Source organism: Streptomyces sp. DSM 116793, assembly GCF_057320905.1.
Window position 1 is genome coordinate 1,760,129 of sequence record NZ_CM170494.1, and the last position, 24,141, is coordinate 1,784,269.

Sequence of the window (24,141 nt, forward strand, 5' to 3'; positions counted from 1 at the left end):
ACCACCGAGCAGAGGAACACGAGGACGCCATGTCCACCGCCACCAGGATCCGCACCCCCCACCAGGAACCGCCCGGCGGGCAGCACCCGGGCGGGCGCGTCGGGGACGGTCTCTTCGACCCCGGGCTGCTCGTCCGGTCGCTGCCGGACGCCGTGCGCAAGCTCGACCCCCGGGTGATGGTCAAGTCGCCCGTGATGTTCGTCGTGCTGGTCGGCTCGGTGCTCACCACCGCACTGGCGATCGTGCACCCCGGTGACTGGTTCGGGTGGGCCATCACCGGCTGGCTGTGGCTGACCGTGGTCTTCGCCAACCTGGCGGAGGCCGTGGCCGAGGGCCGCGGCAAGGCCCAGGCCGACACCCTGCGCCGGGCCAGGACGGACACCGTGGCCCGCCGGCTCGCCGACGGCGCCGAGGAGCCGGTGCCGGGCACCGCGCTGCGCGTGGGCGACCTCGTGGTCTGCGAGGCCGGTGACGTCATCCCCGGCGACGGCGACGTCATCGAGGGCGTCGCCTCCGTAGACGAGTCCGCGATCACCGGTGAGTCCGCGCCCGTCATCCGCGAGTCGGGCGGCGACCGCTCCGCGGTCACCGGCGGCACCAAGGTCCTCTCCGACCGTATCGTCGTCAGGATCACCACTCGGCCCGGCGAGACCTTCATCGACCGGATGATCGGTCTGGTGGAGGGCGCCGCCCGCCAGAAGACCCCCAACGAGATCGCCCTCAACATCCTCCTGGCCTCGCTCACCGTCGTCTTCCTGCTGGCCGTCGTCACCCTGAAGCCGTTCGCGGTCTACGCGGGCGCCGACCGGCAGACCTCGCTGATCGTGCTCACCGCGCTGCTGGTGTGCCTGATCCCGACGACGATCGGCGCGCTGCTGTCCGCGATCGGCATCGCGGGCATGGACCGCCTGGTGCAGCGGAACGTCCTCGCGATGTCCGGGCGGGCCGTGGAGGCGGCCGGAGACGTCTCCACGCTGCTGCTGGACAAGACCGGCACCATCACCCTCGGCAACCGCCAGGCCGCCGAGTTCCTCCCGGTGCGCGGCACCACCGCCGCCGAGGTCGCCGACGCGGCCCAGCTGTCGTCGCTGGCGGACGAGACCCCGGAGGGCCGCTCGATCGTCGTACTGGCGAAGGAGGACTACGGCCTCCGGGAGCGGCACCAGGGTCAGCTGACCGGCGCCGAGTGGATCCCGTTCACCGCCCAGAGCCGGATGTCCGGTGTCGACGTCGACGGCCGGCGGATCCGCAAGGGCGCCGCGGGAGCGGTCACCGCGTGGGTGCGCGAGCGGGGCGGCGAGATCGCCGAGGACGCCGGGGACCTCACCGAGGGCATCGCCCAGTCGGGCGGCACACCGCTGCTCGTGGCGGTGGAGGACACCGGCGGTGCCCGGGTGCTGGGCGTGATCCACCTCAAGGACGTGGTCAAGGAGGGCATGCGGGAGCGGTTCGACGAGCTGCGCCGGATGGGCATCCGCACGGTGATGATCACCGGTGACAACCCGCTCACCGCCCGCGCCATCGCGGACGAGGCCGGCGTGGACGACTTCCTCGCCGAGGCCACGCCCGAGGACAAGATGGCCCTGATCAAGCGGGAGCAGGCGGGCGGGAAGCTGGTCGCGATGACCGGCGACGGCACCAACGACGCGCCCGCGCTGGCCCAGGCGGACGTCGGCGTGGCGATGAACACCGGCACGTCGGCCGCCAAGGAGGCCGGCAACATGGTCGACCTCGACTCCAACCCCACCAAGCTGATCGAGATCGTCGAGATCGGCAAACAACTGCTCATCACCCGCGGCGCCCTGACCACGTTCTCCATCGCCAACGACGTCGCCAAGTACTTCGCGATCATCCCCGCGATGTTCGCGGCGGCCTACCCGGGCCTGGACAAGCTGAACATCATGCACCTGGCCTCGCCCGAGTCGGCGATCCTGTCCGCGGTCGTCTTCAACGCCCTGATCATCATCGCGCTGGTGCCACTGGCGCTGCGCGGCGTGCGCTACCGGCCCTCCAGCGCGGACGCCATGCTCCGGCGCAACCTGGGCCTCTACGGCCTCGGCGGGCTGGTCGCCCCCTTCATCGGCATCAAGATCATCGACCTGCTCATCTCCCTCATCCCCGGAATCGGTTGATCACCATGGCCACCTCAGCCTCCGGCGCCACCCGCCTGTTGTGGGCCGCACTGCGTGCCCTGCTCGTACTCACCGTCGTCCTCGGCGTGCTCTACCCGCTGGCCGTCACCGGGGTCGCGCAGGGCCTCTTCCCGCACCAGTCCCAGGGCTCCGAGATCAGGGACGGCGGCAAGGTCGTGGGCTCCTCCCTCATCGGGCAGCGGTACGACCTGCCGTTGCGGAAGGGGCAGCAGACTCCGGAGCCCGACCTGAAGTGGTTCCAGCCCCGGCCCTCGGGCGGCCTCGGCGAGAACACCGTCAACACGCAGTACCACCTGCTGCTGTCCGGCGCCACCAACCTCTCCGGGGACAACAAGGACCTCATCGCCTCGGTGACCGCGGCGAAGAAGGCCGTGGTCAAGGACAACTCCACGGCCACCTACCCGGTCAAGCCCTCGGACGTGCCGCCCGACGCCGTCACCTCCTCGGGATCCGGACTCGACCCGGACATCTCCCCGCAGTACGCCGAGCTCCAGGTGCACCGGGTCGCCGAGCGCAACCACCTTCCCGTCGCGCAGGTCGAGAAGCTGGTCAAGGCGCACACCGACGGCCGCCAGCTCGGCTTCATGGGCGAGCCCCGCGTCAACGTCCTCCAGCTCAACGTCGCACTGCGCGACCTGACGGAGGGCTGACCCGATGCCCGCACACACCGCGGATCCGGCGCCCGCACGGACCGGGGCCCCGGTTCCCCCGCGCACCTCAGGTCCCCGCCCCGCGGGCCCGGTGCCCGCACGCACCGCGGGCCGCACGCCCGGGCACACCGCGGCGCCCGCGCCCGTACTCCCCCACGGCAGGAAAGGCGGCATGCCGATGCCCCGGGTACTGGTGGTCGAGGACGATCCCCAGCTGGTGCGCGCGCTGCGGATCAACCTCCAGGTGCGGGCGTTCGAGGTCGAGGAGGCCGGCGACGGGCACACCGCGCTGCGGCTGGCCGCGGCCCACGAGCCCGATGTGGTCGTGCTCGACCTGGGGCTGCCGGACATGGACGGCGTCGACGTGATCAGGAGCCTGCGGCGCGCGCCGAGCCAGGTGCCCATCCTGGTGCTCTCCGCGCGGCACACCTCCGAGGACAAGGTGCGCGCGCTGGACGCGGGCGCCGACGACTACGTCACCAAGCCGTTCAGCATGGACGAACTGCTGGCCCGGCTGCGGGCGGCCACCCGGCGGCGCAGGCCCCCCGCCGAGAGCGACGCGGCGGCGATGGTGACCACCGACGAGTTCACCATCGACCTGGCCGCGAAGAAGGTGCACCGCGGGAACCGCACCGTGCGGCTCACCCCGACCGAGTGGCACCTGCTGGAGATCCTGGTCGACAACCCCGGCCGGCTGGTCACCCAGCGCCGGCTCCTCCAGGAGGTCTGGGGACCCACCTACGCCGCGCACAGCAACTACCTGCGGGTCTACATGGCCCAGCTGCGGCGCAAGCTGGAGCGCGACCCCGCACACCCGCGGTACCTGATCACCGAGCCGGGCATGGGGTACCGCTTCGAGCCCTGACCGGTGCGTGGCCGCGCCGGACGACCGGCCCGGCCACGCACCGTGCGGAGACGGACCACGACAGGGGGGAACGGAAAGGCGGCACCATGGGACGCGGCAGGCTCAGGATCTACCTCGGTGCTGCGCCGGGTGTGGGCAAGACGTATGCCATGCTCGCGGAGGCGCACCGGCGTCAGGAGCGCGGCACCGATGTCGTCGTGGGCCTGGTGGAGCACCACGGCAGGCCCCGCACCGAGGTCATGCTGCACGGTCTGGAGACCGTGCCGCGCCGGACCCTCGTATACCGCGACTGCGCCTTCACCGAACTGGACGTGGACGCGGTGCTGGCCCGCCGTCCGGCCGTGGCGCTGGTGGACGAGTTGGCGCATGGCAATGTGCCGGGGTGCCGGAACGCGAAGCGGTGGCAGGACGTGGAGGAGTTGCTGCGGGCGGGGATCGACGTGGTCTCGACGGTCAACATCCAGCATCTGGAGTCGTTGGGTGACGTGGTGGAGTCGATCACGGGGGTGCGGCAGCAGGAGACGGTGCCCGACGAGGTGGTGCGCCGTGCGGACCAGATCGAGTTGGTCGACATGGATCCGCAGGCGTTGCGGCGCCGTATGGCGCACGGCAACATCTACCGGCCGGAGAGCATCGACGCCGCGCTCTCGCACTACTTCCGGCCCGGCAACCTGACCGCGCTGCGGGAGTTGGCGCTGCTGTGGGTGGCCGACCGGGTCGACGCCTACCTCCAGCGTTACCGCGGTGAGCACGGGATCCGCTCCACGTGGGGCGCCCGCGAACGCATCGTGGTGGGCCTGACCGGGGGTCCGGAGGGGCGCACCCTCATCCGCCGTGCGGTACGCCTGGCCGAGAAGGGCGCCGGCGGCGAAGTCCTGGCCGTCTACGTCTCGCGCAGTGACGGGTTGACGGCCGCGTCGCCGAAGGAGCTGGCGGTGCAGCGGGCGCTGGTGGAGGACCTGGGCGGCACCTTCCACCACGTCGTCGGCGATGACGTGCCCGAGGCCCTGCTCGCCTTCGCCCGCGGCCACAACGCCACCCAGATCGTCCTCGGCGTCAGCAGGCGCAAGGCCTGGCACCACCTGCTGGGCCCGGGCGTCAGCGCCACGGTGGCCCGGGAGTGCGGGCCCGACCTGGACATCCACATGGTCACCCACGACGAGGCGGCCAAGGGGCGGGGCCTGCCGGTGCCGCACGGCGCGCGGCTCGGGCGCTCCCGCACCATCTGGGGATGGCTGACCGGCGTGGCGATGCCCGTGCTGCTCACGGTCCTGCTGCGGGACAGTGCGCCCGGCCTCGGGCTCACCAACGACATGCTGCTCTTCCTCACCTGCACGGTGGCGGCCGCCCTGCTCGGCGGGCTGCTGCCGGCGCTGGCGTCGGCGGCCTTCGGCTCCCTGCTGCTGAACTACTGGTTCACTCCCCCGCTGCACAGGCTGACGGTGGCCGACCCCAGGAACATCGTGGCCATCGCGATCTTCGTCGGGGTGGCGGTGTCCGTGGCCTCCGTGGTGGACCTGGCGGCCCGCCGCACCCAGCAGGCGGCCAGACTGCGCGCCGAGGCGGAGGTGCTCTCCTTCCTGGCCGGCAGCGTGCTGCGCGGCGAGGACTCGCTCCACGCGCTGATGGAACGGCTCCGGGAGACCTTCGCGATGGACGGTGTGACGCTGCTGGAGCGGGCCGGCGGGACGACGGCGTGGTCGGCGGTGGCCGCGGTCGGCACCGGGCCCGTGGCACGCCCCGAGGACGCGGACGTGGACCTGCCCATCGGCGACCACATGGCGCTCGCGCTCTGCGGCCGGGTGCTGCCCGCCGAGGACCGCCGGGTGCTCGCCGCCTTCGCCGCCCAGGCCGCCGTGGTCCTGGACCGCCAGCGCCTGGCCGGCGAAGCCGCCCAGGCCCGCACCCTCGCCGAGGGCAACCGCATCCGCACCGCCCTCCTCGCCGCCGTCAGCCACGACCTGCGCACCCCCCTCGCCGGCATCAAAGCCTCCGTCACCTCCCTGCGCTCCCACGACATCGACTGGTCACCCGCAGACCAGGCCGAACTCCTCGCCGGCATCGAAGCCGGCGCCGACCGACTCGACCACCTCGTCGGCAACCTCCTCGACATGTCCCGCCTCCAGACCCGCACCATCACCCCCCTCATCCGCGACACCGACCTCGACGAAGTCGTCCCCATGGCCCTCGGCGGCGTCCCCGAGCACAGCGTCAGCCTCGACATCCCCGAGATCCTGCCGATGGTCGCCGTGGACCGGGGCCTGCTGGAACGCGCGGTCGCCAACGTCGTCGAGAACGCCGTCAAATACAGCCCCACGGGCGAGCCGGTGCACATCTCCGCCAGCGCGCTGGGCGAGCGGGTCGAGCTGCGGGTCGTCGACCGCGGCCCCGGCGTGCCCGACGACGCCAAGGACCGGATCTTCGCCCCCTTCCAACGGCACGGCGACGCACCCGGCAGCGACGGAGTCGGCCTCGGCCTCGCGGTGGCCCGCGGATTCACGGAGGCCATCGGCGGCACCCTCACCGCCGAGGACACCCCCGGCGGCGGCCTCACCATGGTCCTCACCCTGCGCGCCGCCCCCGGCACCCCCACGGCACGGGCGGTACTTCCCCACTCGACGGTGAGCTGACCCCCTGACGGGGGCCTGCCCCCTCGTCCCCACCGGCCGGCGGCCCGGCAGAACACCGCAAGGGGCTCGGACCGGCGGCCCACAGCGGACACGTCGTGGCCGGTCGCGCAGTTCCCCGCGCCCCTTCAAGGCGGGGCTGCGCCCCGGTCTCCCCAGGGGCGCGGGGAACTGCGCGACCAAGCCCGCCGCAGGCGCCGCGCTGCCGGGGCCCGACGGCGTGCTCCGACCGGTGGCCAGGCGAACAGACCGCAGGGGGCTGGACCCGGTGGCCCGCCGCAGGCGGGTGGGGGCCGGGGCTCGAAGAACCCTCGCTCAGCGGTACACGCCGAACTCGTAGAGCGAGTAACCGTAGCCCGTGCCGCGCTGGGTGCCCTGGACGCGCACATAGCGGCCGGTGCCCGCGACGTCGAAGTCGTCGATGTTGCCGTCGCCGTTGTCGACGGACTTCACCGTGGTCCAGTTCTGCCCGTCCGGGGAGGTCTCGATCCGGTACGCCCTGGCGTACGCGGTCTCCCAGGAGAGCTGGACGTGCTTGAACGTCGTCACGCCGCCCAGGTCCACCTGGAGCCACTGCGGGTCGCTCCAGTCGCTGGCCCAGCGGGTGTCGGGCCTGCCGTCCACGGCGTTGCCCGCCGGGCACGGGCAGCCCCCGGTGGGGTCGGTCTGTGCGGACGACGCGGTGGCCGGCCTGCCCTGTGCCACGTTGGTGCCGTTCACCGGCGGCGGCACCACCCGCAGCGAGCGCGCCTCGATGCCCGCGTTGCCGTGGCCGTCCGTGGCCCGGACGTACACCTTGTAGACGCCCACCTTGCCGGGCACCGTCGCGGTCAGCGTGCCGTCGCCGCCCACGGTGGTGCCGGCGGGCACCAGCGCCTTGTTCTGGTCGATGTAGTTGCTGCTGAACAGCACCTGGTAGCCGACGGCGTCGCCGTTCGGGTCGGTGGCCCTCACGGTGATGTGCACCTGACCGCCGGCGGGCACCCCGTCGGTGGCGTGGTCGACCGTCATCTGCGAGATCACCGGCGGTGTGTTGTCGCGCGAGGTGTCACCGCCGTACGCCTTCTTGACGGAGTAGTACGACAGCCGCTTCAGGCCGCCGGGCAGCAGGTTGAACCAGATGCCGCCGAAGTCGTCCTCGATGCCGTAGTGGAACATGGTGGCGCCCAGGGCCACGCCCTTGTGGCCGGTGATGCAGTTCCACGCCTTGGTGTAGCCGTCGGCCTTCTGGACGTCGGTGGGCTCGTCGGGCACGCCGTTGGCGTCGTCGGGCACCTCCCACTCCCCCGCGGGCCCCGTCTCGGTGACGATGTACGGCTTGGTGTAGCCGCCCTGCTCCCAGTCGGCCCTGACGTTGCACACCGCGTTGTAGGCGTTGACCGCGTAGAGGTCCAGGTCGGGCGCGTTCCTCTTGTAGTACGGCCAGGCGCCGGTCCAGGCGTCGGTGGACGTCACCGGGTGGTTGGGGTCCACCTGGTGGATCTTCTTGGCGACGTCGTTCACGAAGGTGGTGTAGGCGTTGCGCTGCCGCTCCAGCTCGTCGCCGCTGAAGCAGTTCTGAAGACCGAGCGTGGACTCGTTGCCCACGTTCCACATCAGCACGCCGGGGTTGTCCTTGTAGGTGTCCACCCACTTCGGGAACTCGGCGAGCATCTGGTTCTTGTAGGTGGTGTCCGTCACATAGTTGACGCAGCCGCCGGACCCCGGCCCACCTCCCGGCTGGAGCCAGAAGCCGGCGATCACCTTGACGCCGCTCGCCGCCGCCGCGTCGAAGAGCGGCTTGCTGGTGGCGTCCGTGCCCCAGGTGCGGATGGTGTTGACGCCCATCGAGGCCAGGTCGGGCAGGTACCTCGCCGCGTCCGCGACCGCGGGGCCCCAGGTCAGGCCCTTGATCTGGTAAGGCGCGCCGTTCACGGTCAGCTGCCAGGCGCCCTGCGACCCGGTGACCTTGACGACGCTTCCTGCGGCCTGCGCGGCCGGTGCCTGAAGACCCATCAGGGTCCCGGTGAGCAGCGCCGCCGCGGCGAGCGGCGCCAGGGCGCGTCTCAGCGCCCGGCTGGCGGGATGGGGCATGGTGCGCTCCTTCGTGTGCGGGTGGGTGCGGGGGTGAAGGGGGCCGTGCACGGCGCGCCGGGTGGCCGAGCGGGGCGGAGCACGGGGAGGGGGTGCGGGGAGGGGTGCGGGAAGAACACGAGGCGAGGCGGAGGGAGCACGGGGAGATGCGGGGGTGCGCAGGGAAACGCAGCACAGGGACAGCAGAGCGGAGAAGTGAGAGGGAGAGCGCTCTCCGCGCCCGGCCGGAGAAGGCCGGGCACGGTGGCCGGCCCGGCCCGGTGGGCTTACGGGAGTTCGTAGTCGTCGTTCAGGACGGGCCCCTCCTGCGGGTTGCTCTGGTCGTAGCCGCGGTCGTCGCACTGCAGGCCGCCGTTGACGCAGTGGGTGACCATGGCCTGGAGCGTGGCCTTGTCCCAGCCGTTCATGAAGTCGTAGTGGAAGGAGTACCCGGCACCGCTGGCCAGCCGCACCTTCGACATATCACCGTTCACGGGCCAGGCCATCTTGAACTCGATCATGGGCAGCGCGACCGGGTGGTCGGCCGGGCAGGCGTTGTAGTTCGCGCCCGAGGCCACCGGATAGGCCATATGGCTCTGGTGGTCGGGAGTGTCGAGGTGGATGCCGTCCCAGCAGCTCGGGGCCTGGAGTCGGAGGTTGAGCTGCACGTCCCGGCTGGTCGGGCAGGTCGCCGGGAAGTCCCAGTTGTGGTAGCTGTCGCCGCACTCATAGCCCTCGACGGTGCCCTTGAGATGCTGGAACTCGTCCTTGCTCTGCATGGGGTTGCCGACCACGAACCGCAGCCCCTTGGGGAACGGCCGCACGCTCGTGTAATCGGTGACGCCCGCCTTGTAGTAGATCGTCTGCGGCCCGATCGGCATGATCTTCTGGTCGCCGTTGTAGAGGGTCGGCATCCAGTAGGCGGACTTGTCGCCGACGGCGTTGCAGGTGGTGCCGCCCTGGTCGAGCGAGCCCATGGTGGTGTTCGCGTTGGTCAGGGTGTTGCCCATGAAGGTGTGGTCGTGGGACTTGCCGGGCTGGCCGGGGTAGACGATCGGGTCGTCCGGGGCGGTGTGGTTCGGCGCGCACTTGGCCTGGAACTCGTGGAAGTACCGGTGCGGCGGGTTCGCGGTGGACGGCACGACACCGGTGACCGGCGGGTCCGCCATGATGTAGCCGTCCCCGTCCGGGTCGTCGCCGGACGCCGTGACGGACGCGGACATGGTGTGCGCCATGGCCGCGGTGTGCCCGGCCGGGGCGCCGTGTCCGGCACCCGCGACGGCCTGCGCGGCCGCGGGGCGCTCCGGGGCACTCCCCGCCGCGGCCACGTGCCCGATGCCGGCCGCGGTCAGGGCCAGCGCGGTGGACAGGAGCAGTCCGGAGAGAGCTGCGGTCCTCCAGGGCATGGAGAGCCTCCTGCTGCTGTAGGGGGTGTGAGCGGGGGAACGTGTCCGGCGGATCCGCCGGGAGAGCGCTCTCCCATCTAGCTCTGGAGTGTTCCGCTCTTGACGAGAGCGTGTCAATACCCGGTAAACGGGGGGTCGTTCGGCGGGGGTCCGTTGTGCGCCGGGGCTGCGCGGACGGGGACGGGCCGGGGCGGGGCGGGCGGTGGGAGCCGCCGGCACGTGCGCACCGTCTCGTGGCCGGGCGAGGGTTGTGAAGCAGTCCGCCGTGGCACCCGTGGCCACGAGCACGGTGTCACCACGGGCGACGACGTCAGCGGCATCGCACACGAGATCGTCTCGTGGCTCAAGGGCCCGGGGCCGCCCCAGGGCGACAAGCTGAGGCGGCGGCGAACCGGAAGGCCCTCACCTGTTCAAGATCCCACAACCGAGACCTGGCTCACCCGTCCACAAGCTCCGCGGACAGAACAGCTAGTGCCGCAACAGGCAACGTTCGCCCCGTCGCGACGCCCGGCACGCCCTCTCGCCGCACCGGCCGAAAGCCCAAGTACATCCAGTACGAGGACTTCCGGCCGGCACACCGAGAGCACGCACCGGACGCCGCTCCTTGACGGGCAAACGTCGCCTGCCGCGGCACTAGCGCGCCACGCGGTGGCGGAGGTAGACGACTCCCGAGCTGAAAGTGCGGGTCGCGACGAGTTCGAGGTCCACCCGGTGCTCACGCCTGGGAAAGAACGGGATGCCACCGCCGACCAGCACCGGGTGGACCCTGGCCCGGTACTCGTCGATCAGACCTGACGCGGCCGCCTCGGCGGCGAGAGTCGCGCCGCCGATCGCGATGTCGCCCTCCCCCGGCTCGGCTCGCAACCGCTCGATCTCCTCCGCCAGGCCGCCGGAGACCAGGCGGGCGTTGCCCTGCACGGCCGACAGCGTGGTGGAGAACACCACCTTCGGAAGCCGCTTCCAGATCGCGGCCCACTCGAGCATCGAGTCGTCGAGCGATGGATCCTGGTCGGCGGTCTCCCAGTACAGCATCGTCTCGTACAGCCGTCGCCCCAACAGGTGGACACCGATCTCTCGCAGCTCGTCGGTGACGAAGCGGAAGAGCTCCTCGTCGGGCGCCGTCCAGTCGAAGTCGCCGTCCGGCCCGACGATGTAGCCGTCAAGTGAGACGCCCATCGAGTAGGTCACGCTGCGCATCGGAAGTCCTCCTCGGTGACGGGTTCGACAGTACGACCGCCGGACGCCGCAGGACCCCTCGCGACTCGCGCGCCCTCCTCGTATCTCCCCGCTCCCCGCTCCACGCGGCGATCACCATGACGGGCGGCGGTCACCAGGCGACAGACCGCAAGGGGCTGGGCCCGGTGGCCCGCCGCAGGCGGAGGGGGGTGGGTCGGCTCGGCCGGCGGGCCCGGATCCGACCGCACCGGTCGCGCCCTCGCCGCAGGCGCACGTCAGGGCGCCAGGCGTGCCACCCGTCCGGTCTCCAGCGCGGCGTACACGGCCCCGTCGGGGCCGACCGTCAGGCCGTGCGGCTCGGAAGCCGGGTCGGGGAGCGGGTGTTCCGCTATGCGACCGTCGGGGGTGATGGACCCCAGCCGGCCCGTGCCCCACTCGGTGAACCAGCAGACGCCGCCCGCCGGATCGGCCGTGATCGCGTGCGGGCGGCAGCCGCGGTCCGGGAGCGGGAACTCCCGGATCCGGCCGTCCGTGGCGATCCTGCCGATCTGCCCCGCGCCGATCTCCACGAACCACAGCGCGCCGTCCACGCCGCGCGTGATGCCGACCGGCGCGGCGTGCTCGGTGGGGAGCGCGTGGAGGGTGACGGCTCCGTCGACGCCGATGCGGCCGACCGCGTCCGCCTGGTTCAGGGTGAACCACAGGGCCTCATCGGGGCCGGCCGTGATCGTGGACGGGAAGCCGCCGCCGACGGGCAGCGGGAACTCGGTCACCCGGCCCTCCGGGGTGATGCGGCCGATCCGGTCCGCGTTCATCTGGGTGAACCAGAGCGCCCCGTCGGATCCCGCGGCGATCCCGAACGGCCCGCTCTCCGCGGTGGGGACGGGGAACGAGGAGGCCTCTCCGTCCACCGTGATCCTTCCGATGCGGTTGTCCCGGTGGCGGGTGAACCACAGCGCGCCGTCCGGGCCTGGGGTGATGACGGACGGCCCGCAGACCGGCGAGTCCAGACGGTGCAGCTCGGGCCGGCCGCCGGGCACGAGTCGCACGATGCCGCCGGCGTGCACCAGGGTGATCCAGAGCGCGTCGTCGGGGCCGGCGGCGACGGCGTAGGGCCCCGAGGCGGTGTCACCGACCTGGATCTGCTGGATCGGGACGGTGCGGTGGGACATCGGGGCTCCTTCCGGCCTGCCGGAGGGCGGTGCGTGCGCGGCGCCGGCATCACCTGCCGCGCCGGCCGTCGCCGCCTGCCGCGCCACCGCCTACTGCGACGTCTGTCGCATTAAGATGCTGGCATGTCAGCTTCCCGCCGGGCAACCGGGTTTCCGGCATGACGCCCACGGGCCCGCCGGCCGGAACCGACCGCACCACGCCGGACCGCGCCACAACCGACCGCACCACGCCCTGCCACACCGCGCCGCAGGCCCGCCGTCGCCCGGGTGGCCGTACCTCGCGGATCCGTGCACAGGTGCTCGACGCCGTCCGCGCGGAGCTGGTGGAGCACGGCTTCGACGCGCTCACGGTGGACACCGTCGCGGCACGCGCGGGCGTGCACCGCACGACGGTGTACCGCCGCTGGCGGGACGTCGGCGGGCTGCTCGCCGACGTCCTCGACGCCGCCGGCGACGACGACTGGCGGCCCCCGGACACCGGCACCCTGCCCGGCGACCTGACGGCGCTGAACGACGAGATCCAGACGGGCCTCACCGCGCGGCCGCCGGTCACCGCCGCCCTGATCGCCGCCTCCTTCCGCTCACAGGAGGCGGCCCGCGCCCTGCGGCGGTTCTGGGCTGACCGGTACGCCCGCTGCGAGGCCATCGTCGTCCGCGCCGTCCGGCGCGGGGAGTTGCCCGCCGGCACCGACGCGCGCCGGCTGCTCGTCGCCGCCACCGGGCCGGTCTACCACCAGCTCGTGCTGCTGCGCGCGGCACCGGACCCCGGCCTGCCCGGCCAGGCGGCCGGCGCCGCCGCGCTCGCCGCGTCCGCCGGAGCGTTCGTGCGACCACCGGCCGGCGGCACCGGGACCGGCACCGGCACCGGCACCGGCACCGGCACCCGACCGGAGCCCTGAGGCCCGGCAGGCGGCCCTGCCCCGGCCCCGCTACAGCAGCTTGTCCAGAGTGATCGGCAGCGACCGGATGCGCCGCCCGGTCGCGTGGTACACCGCGTTCGCGATGGCCGCGGGCGTCCCGGCGACGCCCACCTCGCCGATGCCCTTGACGCCGACGGCGTTGAAGCGGTCGGGGCCGCCGACGAAGGTGACGTCGAGGTCGGGGACGTCCGCGTGCGTGGGGATGAGGTAGTCGCCGAGCGTGGCGTTGGTGATCCGGCCGCTGACCGAGTCGAACGCGGTCTCCTCCAGCAGGGCCATCCCGATGCCCATGACCATGGCGCCGGCGATCTGGCTGCGCGCCGTCTTCTCGTTGAGCACCCGGCCCGCGTCGACCGCGGCCACCAGCCGGCCGACCCGGACGGTCCCCAGTTCCTCGTGCACGCGGACCTCGGCGAACAGCGCCGCGAACGACCCCGCGGGCGCCATGTCCAGGCCCTCCGGCGGGCTCGGGTCCCTCTCGCCGTCCGCGACCAGCTCGGTTAGGCCGTGCCGGTCCAGGATGGCGGTGTAGGTCTCGCCCTCGGAGGGGTCGCTCGCCAGGTGGACCCGGCCGCCGGTCACGGCGACCTCGTCGAGGGTCCGGCCGCGCAGCGGTGAGCCGGCGTCGTCGCGCACCGTGTCGAGGACGGCGCGGAGCAGGTTGCGAGCGGCGTCCTCGACGGCGCCGCTGAGCGCCAGCGCGAGGCCCGAACCGCCGGACTGCGGGGCGAGCGGCAGATCGCTGTCGCCCAGCTCGACCCGCACCTGCTCCACGTCGAGCCCGAGCAGTTCGGCCGCGAGTTGGGCCGTGATCGTGTACGTGCCGGTGCCGATGTCGGTGGTGGCGCTGCGCACCACGGCGGTGCCGTCCCGGCCGATGGAGATCCTGGCCCGGCAGACCGCGGCCCAGCGGCTGAAGGTGACGCCGGCCATGCCCTGCCCGATCAGCCAGTCGCCGTCGCGCAGCGAGCGCGGCTCGCGGGGGCGGCCGCTCCAGCCGAACCGCTCGGCACCCACCCGGTAGCAGTCCCGCAGGGCGTTGCTCGACCAGGGCAGTCCGGTGGCCGGGTGGACGTCGGCGAAGTTGCGCAGCCGCAGTTCCAGGGGGTCGATGCCGACCCGGTAGGAGAGCTCGTCCAGGGCGGATTCGAGGCCGAAGCCGCCCTCCGCGTGGCCGGGGGCGCGCATGGCCCCGGGGTTGGGGATGTTGAGCGCCACCAGCCGGTCGTGGGTGGAGACGTTGGGGCAGGCGTAGGCGTCGGGGGTGCCCCAGGTGATGGGTTCGAGGTTCATCTCCTCGGCGCCCCGGGTGGCGGTGCCCTCGTGGTCGATGGCGACCAGCCGGCCGTCCCCGGTGGCGCCGATCCGCACCCGCTGCACGGACTCGGGCCGGTGCCCCACGGACGTGAACATCTGGGGCCGGGTCAGGACCAGTTTGACGGGCCGCTCCAGCATCCGGGCGGCGAGCACCGCCAGGACCGCATGGGGCCAGGTCCGCAGGCCCGCGCCGAAGCCGCCGCCGAGGTAGGGCACGAGGACGCGGACGGCGCCCTCCGGCACCCCGAAGACGGTGGCGAGGGTCTGCCGGGCCATCACCGGCCACTGGGTGGAGTCGTGGACGGTCACCCGGCCGTCCTCCCAGCGGGCCACGGTGGCGAAGAGACCCAGCGGGTTGTTGGTCTCGGGCGCCATGTGGAACGTCTCGTCGTACCGGATGTCCGCGTCGGCCAGCGCCGCCTCGGCGTCACCGCGGCCGGACTCCAGACCGTACGGGTCGGTGAGCACCGGCGCGTCGGGGTTCCGGACGCCCAGCACGGGGGCCCTCTCGTCGTACTCGACCCGGACCAGCCGGGTGGCGTCCCCGGCCTGCTCGGGGGTCTCGGCCACCACCACCGCCACGTGCTGGCCGTGGTGCAGGATGCGGTTGTCCTGGAGCGGGAAGCGCGGTGCCGGGCCGATCGACGTCATGGGGCCCTCGGCGAGCGGCGGCACGTTCTCGTGGGTGAGCACGGTGAGCACGCCGGGCGCGGCCAGGGCCTCGGAGGTGTCGATGGACAGGATGGTGCCGGCGGCGACAGTGGACTGGACCAGCGCGGCGTGCGCCATGTCCGGGTAGGAGAAGTCCGACGGGTAGGGGGCGCCGCCGGTGACCTTGAGGCGGCCGTCGATGCGGTCGACGGGCTCGCCGAGCAGCTTCCCGCTGGAGACGGCGGTCATGACGCGGCCTCCGCAAGCTCCATGAGGACGCTCACGACGGTGCGCTGGGCCAGCTCCACCTTGAACGCGGTGCCGGGCACCGTGTACGGATCGCGCAGCGCGGCACGGGCCGCGGCACGGAACATCTCCCTGGTCGGCGGCACGCCCCGGAGCATCTCCTCGGCCTCCCGCGCCCGCCACGGCACCGTTCCCACACCGCCGAGGGCGAGCCGGGCCCCGACGACGGTGTCGTCCTCGATCACCAGGGCCGCCGCGGCGGAGACGAGGGCGAACTCGTACGACGCCCGGTCGCGGACCTTGAGGTAGCCGGAGCGGGCGACGCGCGGCGGCAGCGGCACGTCCACATGCGTGATCATCTCACCGTGCCCGAGGACGTGCTCGATGTCGGGCCGCTCGCCGGGCGGCAGGTAGAACTCGGTGAGGGGGACGGTGCGCCGCCCGTCCGGGCCCTGGATCCGGACCTCGGCGTCCAGGGCCACCAGGGGTACGCAGAGGTCGGAGGCGTGCACGGCGATGCAGTGCTGGCCGGCGCCGAGGATGGCGTGCATCCGCGCGGGGCCCGCGATCGCGGCGCAGCCGGAGCCGGGGCGGCGCTTGTTGCAGGCGGGGACGGTGCGGTCGCGGAAGTAACGGCAGCGGGTGCGCTGGAGGAGGTTGCCGCCGATGGTCGCCATGTTCCGCAGCTGGATGGAGGCACCCGCCAGCAGCGCCTCCCGCACGAAGGGCAGCCGCTCGGTCACCACCGGGTCCTCGGCCAGGTCCGCCATGGTGGTCAGCGCGCCGATGCGCAGGGTGCCGCCGTCGAGCAGGGTGGTGCCGGTGAGCGGGAGCCTGCCGATGTCGACCAGGGTGGTGTTGTCGATCACCTGGTCCTTCAGGAGCAGGTCGAGGTGGGTGGTGCCGCCGGCGAGGAAGGCGGCGCCCGGATCGCCGCTCACCAGCGCGACGGCGTCGTCCACGCCCTCGGGGCGCACATAGGCGAGGGCGCTCACCGTGCCGTGCCGTTCTGCTCGGCCACGTCACGGATCGCGGCGACGATGTTGGGGTAGGCGCCGCAGCGGCACAGGTTGCCGCTCATCGCCTCGCGGATCTCGTCGGCGGAGGGGGCCGGCCGCTCGTCCAGCAGCGCGGCCGCGGACATCAGCTGGCCGGGGGTGCAGAACCCGCACTGGAAGCCGTCGTGGCGGACGAACGCGTCCTGCAGCGGGTGCAGCCGGCCGCCTTGGGCCAGACCCTCGACGGTGCTCACCTCCCGGCCGTCGCACTGGGCGGCGAGGACCAGGCAGGACACCACCGGCCTGCCGTCGAGCCGGACCGTGCAGGCGCCACAGGCTCCCTGGTCGCAGCCCTTCTTGGTGCCGGTCAGGCCGAGGTGGTCCCGCAGCATGTCGAGCAGGGTGACGCGGCTGTCCAGGTCAAGATGCCGCGCCTGGCCGTTGACCCACACCTCCCCGGTGGTCCTGTCAGTGGTACTGCTGGTCGCCATCACACCGATCCCTTGGTCTCGCCCGCGCTCCGCACGAAAGATCACGGTATGTCCGCCACTCCGGGCGCGCACGGCGCACTGCGCCGGGTGGGTCAGCCTGCTGTCCCGGCGCCCCGGCACGGGCGCGGGGCGGAGCCCCGCATCCGGACTGGGACTGCCGGGCCACGCGGCAGGGTGGGCACCGCACGGCCCGCCATCCGGCAGGGACTGCATAGCCCGCCCCCGCGGGGCTACCCGCGACATACGGAACGGGACGTTCGGAGGGAGGCGATGAACGGTGCTGTCCGAGGCGGTGTCGGTCACCGACGAGGGCGCGGCGATCGCCGGCGACCTGGTGATCCCCCCGGGAACGAAGGAAGTCGTGCTGTTCGCGCACGGCAGCGGCAGCTCACGGCAGAGCCCGCGCAACAGGGCCGTGGCCTCGGCCCTGCAGGACGCCGGCCTGGGCACGCTGCTCATGGACCTGCTCACCGAGCGCGAGGAAGCCATGGACGTGATGACCGGCGAGCACCGGTTCGACATCGGGCTGCTCAGCGGACGGGTCACGGCCGCGATCGACTGGCTCGGCTCGCACCAGGCGACGGCGGGCCTGCCGGTGGGCCTGTTCGGCGCGAGCACCGGGGCGGCAGCGGCCCTGACCGCCGCCGCCGAGCGGCCGGGCCGGGTGGCGGCCGTCGTCTCCCGGGGCGGGCGCCCCGACCTGACCGGCGACGCCCTGCGCCTGGTGCGGGCCCCGGTCCTGCTGATCGTGGGCGGGGACGACCCGGAGGTGCTACAGCTCAATCAGGAGGCAGCCGACCTCCTCGCCGCACCCCACCGCATCCACATCGTGCCGGGCGCCACCCACCTCTTCGAGGAGCCCGGGGCGCTGGACGAGGTGGCCGAAGAGGCCCGTGACTGGTTCCTCGGAGCGGCGAGGAGCGCGGGCACACCCTCCTAGCCCGCGGCGAACCCGCCACCGGCCGGTGGCCCGGAAGCGACCCCAGCAGCCCCCTCGGCGCTCGGCCCGAAGAGGCCCCGACGCCCTCGCCGTGGCCCGTCGCTCCCCCACCCCCTCGACGGCGTGGGCGGCACCCCCGACCCGATGGAGGCCGCACGATGCCACGGCCCGGCGCCCCGGGAACCCGGGGTGACCGGCACCGACGGCCCCGGAACGGGCGCCGCCCACTCTCAGGGCACGTTCCAGCGCAGGCTGCCCACCTCGGCCCACCAGCCGGGCCGGCTGGAGTCGACCGGCCGCAGCCGCGCACGCTTGGCCCGCAGCGTGGACTCGGTACACACCTCGCGGTCCGCGCTCTGGAGGAACTGGACCACACCGGTACGGCCGGTGTCGATGTCCAGAGCGCGGGCACCGACGGACAGCCACGCAGGACATTCGGCGAACCCGGACGGGCTCCCGGACGAGTGGTCGTCGGCGAGCGCCTCGGCGCGCGGTCCGACGGCACCGGACTCCCGTATCGGGCCGGGACCGCCCCCGGCGTTGGTGAAACTGCTCACTCCGACACTATGATCACCGACCCTGCCGTCCTGCAAGCTACTCCCTGATAATTTCAGCGAGTTGGTATCGGACTGGTGGGCGGCAACATGTGGCTGACATGACACACTCGTACCGGTGACAGATACTCAGGTGCCGTTGACGGGGCACTCAGGAGGTGGGCCGTGAAGGAAGGCCGTTCGGGCAGTGGTGCCGGCGCGCCCACCGTGCTGCGCATGATCCTCGGCAAGCGCCTCCAGGAGCTGCGCCAGCGGGCGGGGGCCACGCTGGAGGACGCGGCCAAGGCCCTGGACGTCACCTCGTTGACGATCCGCCGGATGGAGAAGGCGGAGGTCGGCCTCAGGCTCATCTACGTGCGCACCCTGCTGACGCTGTACGGGGCTGACCAGCAGGAGATAGACGAGTTCGTCGACATGGCCGAGCAGGCCAACAAGCCCGGCTGGTGGCACAGCTACCGCGACGTCCTGCCCGACTGGTTCACCGCCTACGTCAGCCTGGAGAGCAGCGCGAAGGTGCTGCGCACCTACGATCCGCACTACGTGGCCGGCCTGCTGCAGACGCCGGAGTACGCCCGTGAGACCCTCCGCGCGGGCTTCCCCAACGACTCCGACGACGAGCTCGACCGCAGGGTGGATCTGCGCCTGCGGCGCCAGAGCCTGCTGACGAAGCCCGACGCGCCCACCCTGTGGGTGGTGATGGAGGAGGCGGTGCTGCACCGCGTCGTCGGCGGGCCGAAGGTGATGCGGGAGCAGATAGACCGACTGCTGGAGGCGTCCCGCCTCGACCATGTGAATCTCGACGTGGTGCCGTTCAGCGTCGGTGCCCACGTGGGCGCGTTCGCGCCCTTCACGTACTTCCGTTTCGAGGAGCCGGAGCTGCCGGACGTCGTCTACTGCGAGATCCTCTCGGGCTCGATGTACCTGGATCAGCGCTCCGACGTCATCACCCACCTCGAGGCCCACAACCGTATGTCCTTGCTGACGTCGCACGAGGGGAGCGCCGCGCTCCTGAACCAGATGCGCAAGGAGTACACATGACCGCCCTCGGCAGCGCGTGCACCGCCGTGCCCGCGGCCGAGGGGGGCGAGGGGGGAGTTACGCACACGTGTCACCGGGGCCCCGGGCAGACCGGCCGGGGCCCCGGGTGGCCGATCCAGACGCTGCCCGCAGCAGTACGTCCGGGCAGGCCGGCCTGCCCGGCGTGTCACCACCGCACACACTGAATTGGGGTCCCCACGATGACCAACTCCCCCGCGACGCGGGACATCGACACCAGCAGGCCGCACTCGGCCCGGATGTACGACTACTACCTCGGCGGCAAGGACAACTTCGACGCCGACAAGGAAGCGGCCGAGAAGGTCGTGGAGACCTGGCCCGCCATCATCACCTGCGCGAGGGAGAACCGGGCGTTCATGCACCGGGCCACCCGCGTCCTCGTCCAGGAGCACGGCATCCGGCAGTGGCTGGACATCGGCACCGGGATCCCGACCGAGCCCAACCTCCACCAGGTGGCCCAGGGCCTGGCCCCGGAGGCCCGGGTGGTCTACGCCGACCACGACCCGCTGGTGCTGAAGTACGCGGAGACCCTGATGCGCAGCACCAAGGAGGGCCGCACCGCCTACATCCAGGCGGACTTCAACGACCCCGACGCGATCCTGAACGCCCCGCAGCTCGGGCAGGTCCTGGACCTGACCAAGCCCGTCGCGCTGTCCCTCAACGCCCTGCTGCACTTCGTCACCGACGCCCAGAAGCCGTACGACATCGTCAACCACCTGCTGGACGCCCTCCCGTCGGGCAGCGCGCTGGCCATCACCCACTGCACCCCGGACTTCGACGCGGAGGGCTGGGAGAAGATCACCAACATCTACGTCGAGAACGGAACTCCCTTCCAGGTCCGTTCCAAGGACGAGGTCGCGGCCTTCTTCGAGGGCCTGAACCTCATCGAGCCCGGCATAGAGGTGGCGCACCGCTGGCACCGGGAGGTCGGGGACGCGGCCGCGCGCGAGAGCGGCAAGGAGCCCACGGACGCCGAGGTCAGCCTCTGGGCCGGGGTGGGGATCAAGGCGTAGCCGCACGCCTCGGCTCTCCGGGCGAGCGCGCCCGGCTTCCTGGGCTGACGCCCGGCCCAGGTGGTGGCGCGCGCCCGCCGGGAGCGGTTGCCCTGGCCTTCGGCCTTCGGTCGCCACGTCCTGGCCTTCGGCTCCGGGCCACCCCCTCCTGGCGTTCGGCTTCCCGCCACCACCTCCTGGCCTTCGGCCAGGCTCTCCGTCCCGACGGGGTCGTTCGGTGGGCGAACGTGACGGCCGCGTCGTCGCCGACCACGCGCGCGACCGCCATCGTCGGCGGCTCGACCGCCGACGGCGGCAGCAACGTATTCCGTTCAGCGAGACGTCACCGGCGCCCGGGATGCCCGCCGGAGGCCGTCGGGGCACGGCCCTCGTCGCGCAGCCGGAGGAATTGAAACGTTGCACAGGTCTTGTGACGGGCCGCGCGCTGTGCGACGGTCGAGCGGCGATCTTCTGGAGCGCGGTCCTGGCCGGTCCGCCGCGGTGCCGGTGGGCCGGCGACGCGTGCGCCGGCGCACGGCCGGTGACGGCCGGGCGGGACCGCCCTGTCGATGAGGAGTGGACCGTGATCCGCCGCCGCGATGTCCTTCGGGGATCCGCCGTACTGACCGCCGCCGCGCTTGCGCCGGGTGCCCTCGGCACCGCGGCGGCCGCGGCCGGCACGGGACCCGCCGGGGCGGCCCTGGACTGGGGCCCGTTCACCCACGAGATGCGCCCATGGACCCGGTGGTGGTGGCTGGGCAGCGCCGTGACCGAGGAGGGGCTGCGCACCCACCTGGGACAGTTCGCCGACGTCGGCTTCGGCGGGGTGGAGATCCAGCCGATCTACGAGGCCCAGGGCTACGAGGACCGGATCCTGCCGTACCTGGGCGCCGGCTGGCTCGACGCCCTGGACGCCACCACCCGGCACGCCGCGGCCCTGGGGCTCGGCGTGGACCTGACCACCGGCTCGGGATGGACGATGGGCGGGCCGTGGATCACCCCGGAGATCAGCGCGGGCCGTGCGCTGACGGAGCGGTGGGAGCTGTCCGGCGGCGAGCGGCTCACCGCGCCCGTGCGGGCCGTCCAGCCCCCGCACCCCGGCCTCGTCGACGAGGAGCGGCTCTCCCGCCCCGACCTGCGCCCGCCGATGCAGCCGCTGCCCGAGCCGCCGCTCGCGGCGCTGGTGGCCCGGGAGACCACCACGGGCGAGACGGTCGACCTCACCGCCCGCGTCACCGCCGACCGCACCCTCGACTGGACGGCGCCGGACGGGCACTGGCGGCTCACCGGGGTGTTCACGGGGCGGGTGCTCAAGCGGGTGGAGCGGGCCGGGCCGGGCGGCAAGGGGCTGCTGGCCGACTACTTCGCCGCGGACTCCATCCGCCACCACCTCGACCACTTCGGCGCCGCGGTCGGCGCCGGGCCGCGCGGCGTGCGGGCGCTGTTCCACGACTCGTTCGAGCTGGAGGCCACCGACTGGACGCCGGCCGCGCTCACCGAGTTCGCCCGGCTGCGCGGCTACGACCTCGTGCCGCACCTGCCCGAGGTCTTCGACGGGGCCGGGGACGCCGAGGTGCGGGCCCGGGTCCTGTCGGACGTCAGGGAGACGTTCTCCGACCTGTTTTTGAAACGTTTCGCAGAGCCGTGGGCCGACTGGAGCGCCGCGCGGGGCTGGCTGGTGCGCAACCAGGCGCACGGGTCGCCCGCCAACCTCCTGGACATCTACGGGGCGGCCGACATCCCCGAGACCGAGTACCTCGGCGCCGAGGCCCTCGACATCCCGGGGCTGCGGAAGGGCGCGGGCACGGCCACCCCGCCCAAGTCGCTGGTGTGGCGGTTCGCCTCGTCGCCGGCGCACCACCAGGGTGGGCGGCTCGTCGGCGCCGAGACGTCCACCTGGCGCGACGAGCACTACCACGTGTCGCTGTCGCAGGTGAAGCCGCTGGTGGACGTGCTGTTCTCGGCCGGCGTCAACCATGTGGTGTTCCACGGCACGGCGTACTCGCCCGAGGACGCGCCCTGGCCGGGCTTCTCGTTCTACGCGTCGACCGAGCTGAAACCCGCCAACACCCTCTGGCACGACCTGCCCGAGCTGACCGGCTACATCACCCGGTGCCAGTCCGTGCTCCAGAGCGGCTCGCACGGCAACGACGTCCTCGTCCTCTGGCCGCAGCACGACCTGTGGGCGCTGCCCGACGCCGGTCTCGGGGACGCCGCCGAGGACATCGAGCTGACGCCGGACTACAAGTGGCAGGGCGACCCGTGGATGTACGGGCACCCGACCGGTGCGGGCACGGTCGCGGCGGGCCTCGAGGCGCGGGGCTGGCAGTTCGACTGGGCGTCGGACCGGCAGCTCGCGCAGTTCCACGGCGGCCCCTCGGGGGTGGCCAACGACCACACGCGCTATGCGGTGGTCGTGGTGCCCGGGGCGAAGCTCATGCCGCTGCCGACCCTGGAGAAGCTGCACGACCTGGCCGTGGCGGGCGCGACCGTCGTCTTCGTCGGCGACCTGCCCTCCGACGTGCCGGGGCTCGCCGACCTGGCCGGGCGCCGGGCCCGCCTCGGGGCGCTGCGGGACGCCCTGCTGGCGCACCCGGTCGGCGGCCGGGACGGCGTCCACCGGGTGGGCGCGGGGCGGGTGGTGGTGGTCGCGCACGACGCGGACCTGGACCGCGCCCTGGCCGCCGCCTCCGCGGTGCGGGAGCCCGTCGCCGACTCCGGGCTGCGGGTGCTGCGGCGCCGGCACTCCCGGGGATGGCACTACTTCCTCGCCAATGTCACGGCCGAACGGGTCGACGGCTGGTACCCGCTGGGCACCGCGGCGGCCTCGGTCGGGGTGCTCGACCCGCTGCGGGACGTCCAGGGGGCGGCCGAGACGCGGCGCGACGGCGGGGCCGTGCAGGTGCGGCTGCGGCTGGACCCCGGGCAGTCGCTGATCCTGCGGACCTTCGAACGGGAGCGGCTGCGCGGACCGGTGTACCGGCCGGTGGTCCCGGACGGGGACGGGCAGGCGCTGTCCGGTACGTGGACGCTGGCCTTCCGCGACGGCGGCCCCGCGTTGCCACCCACCCGGCGGCTGACGGAGCTGGTGTCGTGGACGGAGCTGGGCGACGCGGAGGCGGCGTTCTCCGGCACCGCCCGCTACACCCTGGCCTTCACCGGGCCGGGGGCGGCCGGGCGCGGAACCCAGTGGGCACTGGACCTCGGCGACGTGCGCGAGAGCGCCCGGGTCCGGCTGAACGGCCACGACCTCGGCACGGCATGGGCGCTGCCGTTCCGGCTTCCGGTGGGCGGGGCGCTGCGGGACGGGGAGAACGTGCTGGAGGTGGAGGTCACCAACCTGGCGGCCAACCGCGTCCGGGACCTGGCCCGCCGGGGCGAGCTGCACACCGACTTCTACATGAGCTGGCGCAGCGGGGCGGCACCGGATCGGTGGGATCCGGCGCCGTCGGGTCTGCTGGGCCCGGTGCGTCTGGTGCCCCTGGGCTGACGCCCCATCGCCCCGGCGGGGGCGGCCCCCGTGCCCCGTCGCCCCAGGGGGCGTGCCCCGGTGCCCCCGTGACCCGGTGGGGGCTCTCTCGCCTGCCCCGGCGGGCGCCTGCCGTGCGCGGCACACCTGTGAGGGGGCGTCGGGCCCGGCACCCCGGGTGCCTTCATCCGGGGTGTCTCCAGGGGCGTTCGCCGGGTTCGGCACCGCCGGTCCCGTTGGGCGTGGCGGCTCGCCGTCGTGGCGGAACGGGGGAACGGGGGAACCGGGGCCAAGGGCCCGGCCCTTCCGCCTGCGGTTGCCCGCCGCGGCGGACGGATGGCAGGACCTGTGCGGCAGGGGCCCGTTCCTCGGGCGCCGGGCCGTCCTCGGAGGGACGGGACCGTCC

17 protein-coding genes are annotated in these 24,141 nt (G+C 73.2%); 9 read left to right on the forward strand and 8 right to left on the reverse strand.

The annotated features are described in order from the left end of the window. Nucleotides 1–29: 29 nt before the first annotated feature. From kdpB to ACSMXW_RS07385, 4 genes are all read left to right on the forward strand, one after another. Complete coding sequence (kdpB, locus tag ACSMXW_RS07370) at nucleotides 30–2,132, forward strand: potassium-transporting ATPase subunit KdpB (protein ID WP_485807872.1); 2,103 nt, start codon at nucleotides 30–32, stop codon at nucleotides 2,130–2,132. A 5-nt stretch (nucleotides 2,133–2,137) separates the two neighbouring features. Further along, the gene (locus ACSMXW_RS07375; RefSeq protein WP_485804667.1) at nucleotides 2,138–2,803 is read left to right on the forward strand and encodes a potassium-transporting ATPase subunit C; all 666 of its coding nucleotides are present in this window, start codon (nucleotides 2,138–2,140) and stop codon (nucleotides 2,801–2,803) included. Nucleotides 2,804–2,981: 178 nt separating this feature from the next. Further along, on the forward strand, nucleotides 2,982–3,668 hold the full coding sequence (locus ACSMXW_RS07380; RefSeq protein ID WP_485807874.1) for a response regulator: 687 nt from the start codon (nucleotides 2,982–2,984) through the stop codon (nucleotides 3,666–3,668). An 86-nt stretch (nucleotides 3,669–3,754) separates the two neighbouring features. Then, nucleotides 3,755–6,298 carry a DUF4118 domain-containing protein gene (locus ACSMXW_RS07385; RefSeq protein ID WP_485804668.1) on the forward strand — a complete coding sequence of 848 codons (2,544 nt, stop codon included), beginning with the start codon at nucleotides 3,755–3,757 and terminating at the stop codon, nucleotides 6,296–6,298. Nucleotides 6,299–6,610: 312 nt separating this feature from the next. Here ACSMXW_RS07385 and ACSMXW_RS07390 read toward each other — a convergent pair whose 3' ends face one another. The 4 genes from ACSMXW_RS07390 to ACSMXW_RS07405 form a co-directional block, all read right to left on the reverse strand. Beyond that, entirely contained in the window at nucleotides 6,611–8,368 is a 1,758-nt protein-coding gene (locus ACSMXW_RS07390) for a discoidin domain-containing protein (protein ID WP_485804669.1), read from the reverse strand. 266 nt (nucleotides 8,369–8,634) lie between these two features. Then, nucleotides 8,635–9,753, reverse strand: a complete 1,119-nt coding sequence (locus ACSMXW_RS07395; RefSeq protein ID WP_485804670.1) for a DUF1996 domain-containing protein — start codon at nucleotides 9,751–9,753, stop codon at nucleotides 8,635–8,637. Between the two features lie 633 nt (nucleotides 9,754–10,386). Then, nucleotides 10,387–10,950 carry a dihydrofolate reductase family protein gene (locus ACSMXW_RS07400; RefSeq protein WP_485804671.1) on the reverse strand — a complete coding sequence of 188 codons (564 nt, stop codon included), beginning with the start codon at nucleotides 10,948–10,950 and terminating at the stop codon, nucleotides 10,387–10,389. A 254-nt stretch (nucleotides 10,951–11,204) separates the two neighbouring features. Beyond that, a complete protein-coding gene (locus ACSMXW_RS07405; protein ID WP_485804672.1) occupies nucleotides 11,205–12,101 on the reverse strand; it encodes a Vgb family protein in 897 nt (298 codons plus the stop codon). Nucleotides 12,102–12,259: 158 nt separating this feature from the next. Between ACSMXW_RS07405 and ACSMXW_RS07410 the strand changes: the two genes are divergently transcribed. Next, the gene (locus ACSMXW_RS07410) at nucleotides 12,260–13,000 is read left to right on the forward strand and encodes a TetR/AcrR family transcriptional regulator (protein ID WP_485804673.1); all 741 of its coding nucleotides are present in this window, start codon (nucleotides 12,260–12,262) and stop codon (nucleotides 12,998–13,000) included. Between the two features lie 30 nt (nucleotides 13,001–13,030). Here ACSMXW_RS07410 and ACSMXW_RS07415 read toward each other — a convergent pair whose 3' ends face one another. Genes ACSMXW_RS07415 through ACSMXW_RS07425 form a run of 3 tightly spaced genes read right to left on the reverse strand, consistent with a single transcriptional unit; the run spans nucleotide 13,031 to nucleotide 16,724 of the window. Then, on the reverse strand, nucleotides 13,031–15,238 hold the full coding sequence (locus ACSMXW_RS07415) for a xanthine dehydrogenase family protein molybdopterin-binding subunit (RefSeq protein ID WP_485804674.1): 2,208 nt from the start codon (nucleotides 15,236–15,238) through the stop codon (nucleotides 13,031–13,033). Then, a complete protein-coding gene (locus ACSMXW_RS07420) occupies nucleotides 15,235–16,230 on the reverse strand; it encodes an FAD binding domain-containing protein (protein WP_485804675.1) in 996 nt (331 codons plus the stop codon). The genes ACSMXW_RS07415 and ACSMXW_RS07420 overlap by 4 nt, the downstream gene beginning before the upstream one ends. After that, nucleotides 16,227–16,724, reverse strand: a complete 498-nt coding sequence (locus ACSMXW_RS07425) for a (2Fe-2S)-binding protein (protein WP_485804676.1) — start codon at nucleotides 16,722–16,724, stop codon at nucleotides 16,227–16,229. The genes ACSMXW_RS07420 and ACSMXW_RS07425 overlap by 4 nt, the downstream gene beginning before the upstream one ends. A 277-nt stretch (nucleotides 16,725–17,001) precedes the next feature. Between ACSMXW_RS07425 and ACSMXW_RS07430 the strand changes: the two genes are divergently transcribed. Next, nucleotides 17,002–17,664 (forward strand): dienelactone hydrolase family protein, encoded by a 663-nt coding sequence (locus ACSMXW_RS07430; protein WP_485804677.1) that lies wholly within the window; start codon nucleotides 17,002–17,004, stop codon nucleotides 17,662–17,664. Between the two features lie 230 nt (nucleotides 17,665–17,894). On the opposite strand, the gene ACSMXW_RS07435 is transcribed toward ACSMXW_RS07430, so the two are convergent. Continuing rightward, on the reverse strand, nucleotides 17,895–18,221 hold the full coding sequence (locus ACSMXW_RS07435; protein WP_485804678.1) for a hypothetical protein: 327 nt from the start codon (nucleotides 18,219–18,221) through the stop codon (nucleotides 17,895–17,897). Between the two features lie 162 nt (nucleotides 18,222–18,383). Between ACSMXW_RS07435 and ACSMXW_RS07440 the strand changes: the two genes are divergently transcribed. The 3 genes from ACSMXW_RS07440 to ACSMXW_RS07450 all read left to right on the forward strand — a co-directional run bounded on the left by ACSMXW_RS07440 (nucleotide 18,384) and on the right by ACSMXW_RS07450 (nucleotide 23,756). Further along, nucleotides 18,384–19,256 (forward strand): helix-turn-helix domain-containing protein, encoded by an 873-nt coding sequence (locus ACSMXW_RS07440; protein ID WP_485804679.1) that lies wholly within the window; start codon nucleotides 18,384–18,386, stop codon nucleotides 19,254–19,256. A 200-nt stretch (nucleotides 19,257–19,456) separates the two neighbouring features. Further along, complete coding sequence (locus ACSMXW_RS07445) at nucleotides 19,457–20,287, forward strand: SAM-dependent methyltransferase (protein WP_485804680.1); 831 nt, start codon at nucleotides 19,457–19,459, stop codon at nucleotides 20,285–20,287. A 562-nt stretch (nucleotides 20,288–20,849) separates the two neighbouring features. Next, nucleotides 20,850–23,756, forward strand: a complete 2,907-nt coding sequence (locus ACSMXW_RS07450) for a glycosyl hydrolase (RefSeq protein WP_485804681.1) — start codon at nucleotides 20,850–20,852, stop codon at nucleotides 23,754–23,756. Nucleotides 23,757–24,141: the final 385 nt, after the last annotated feature.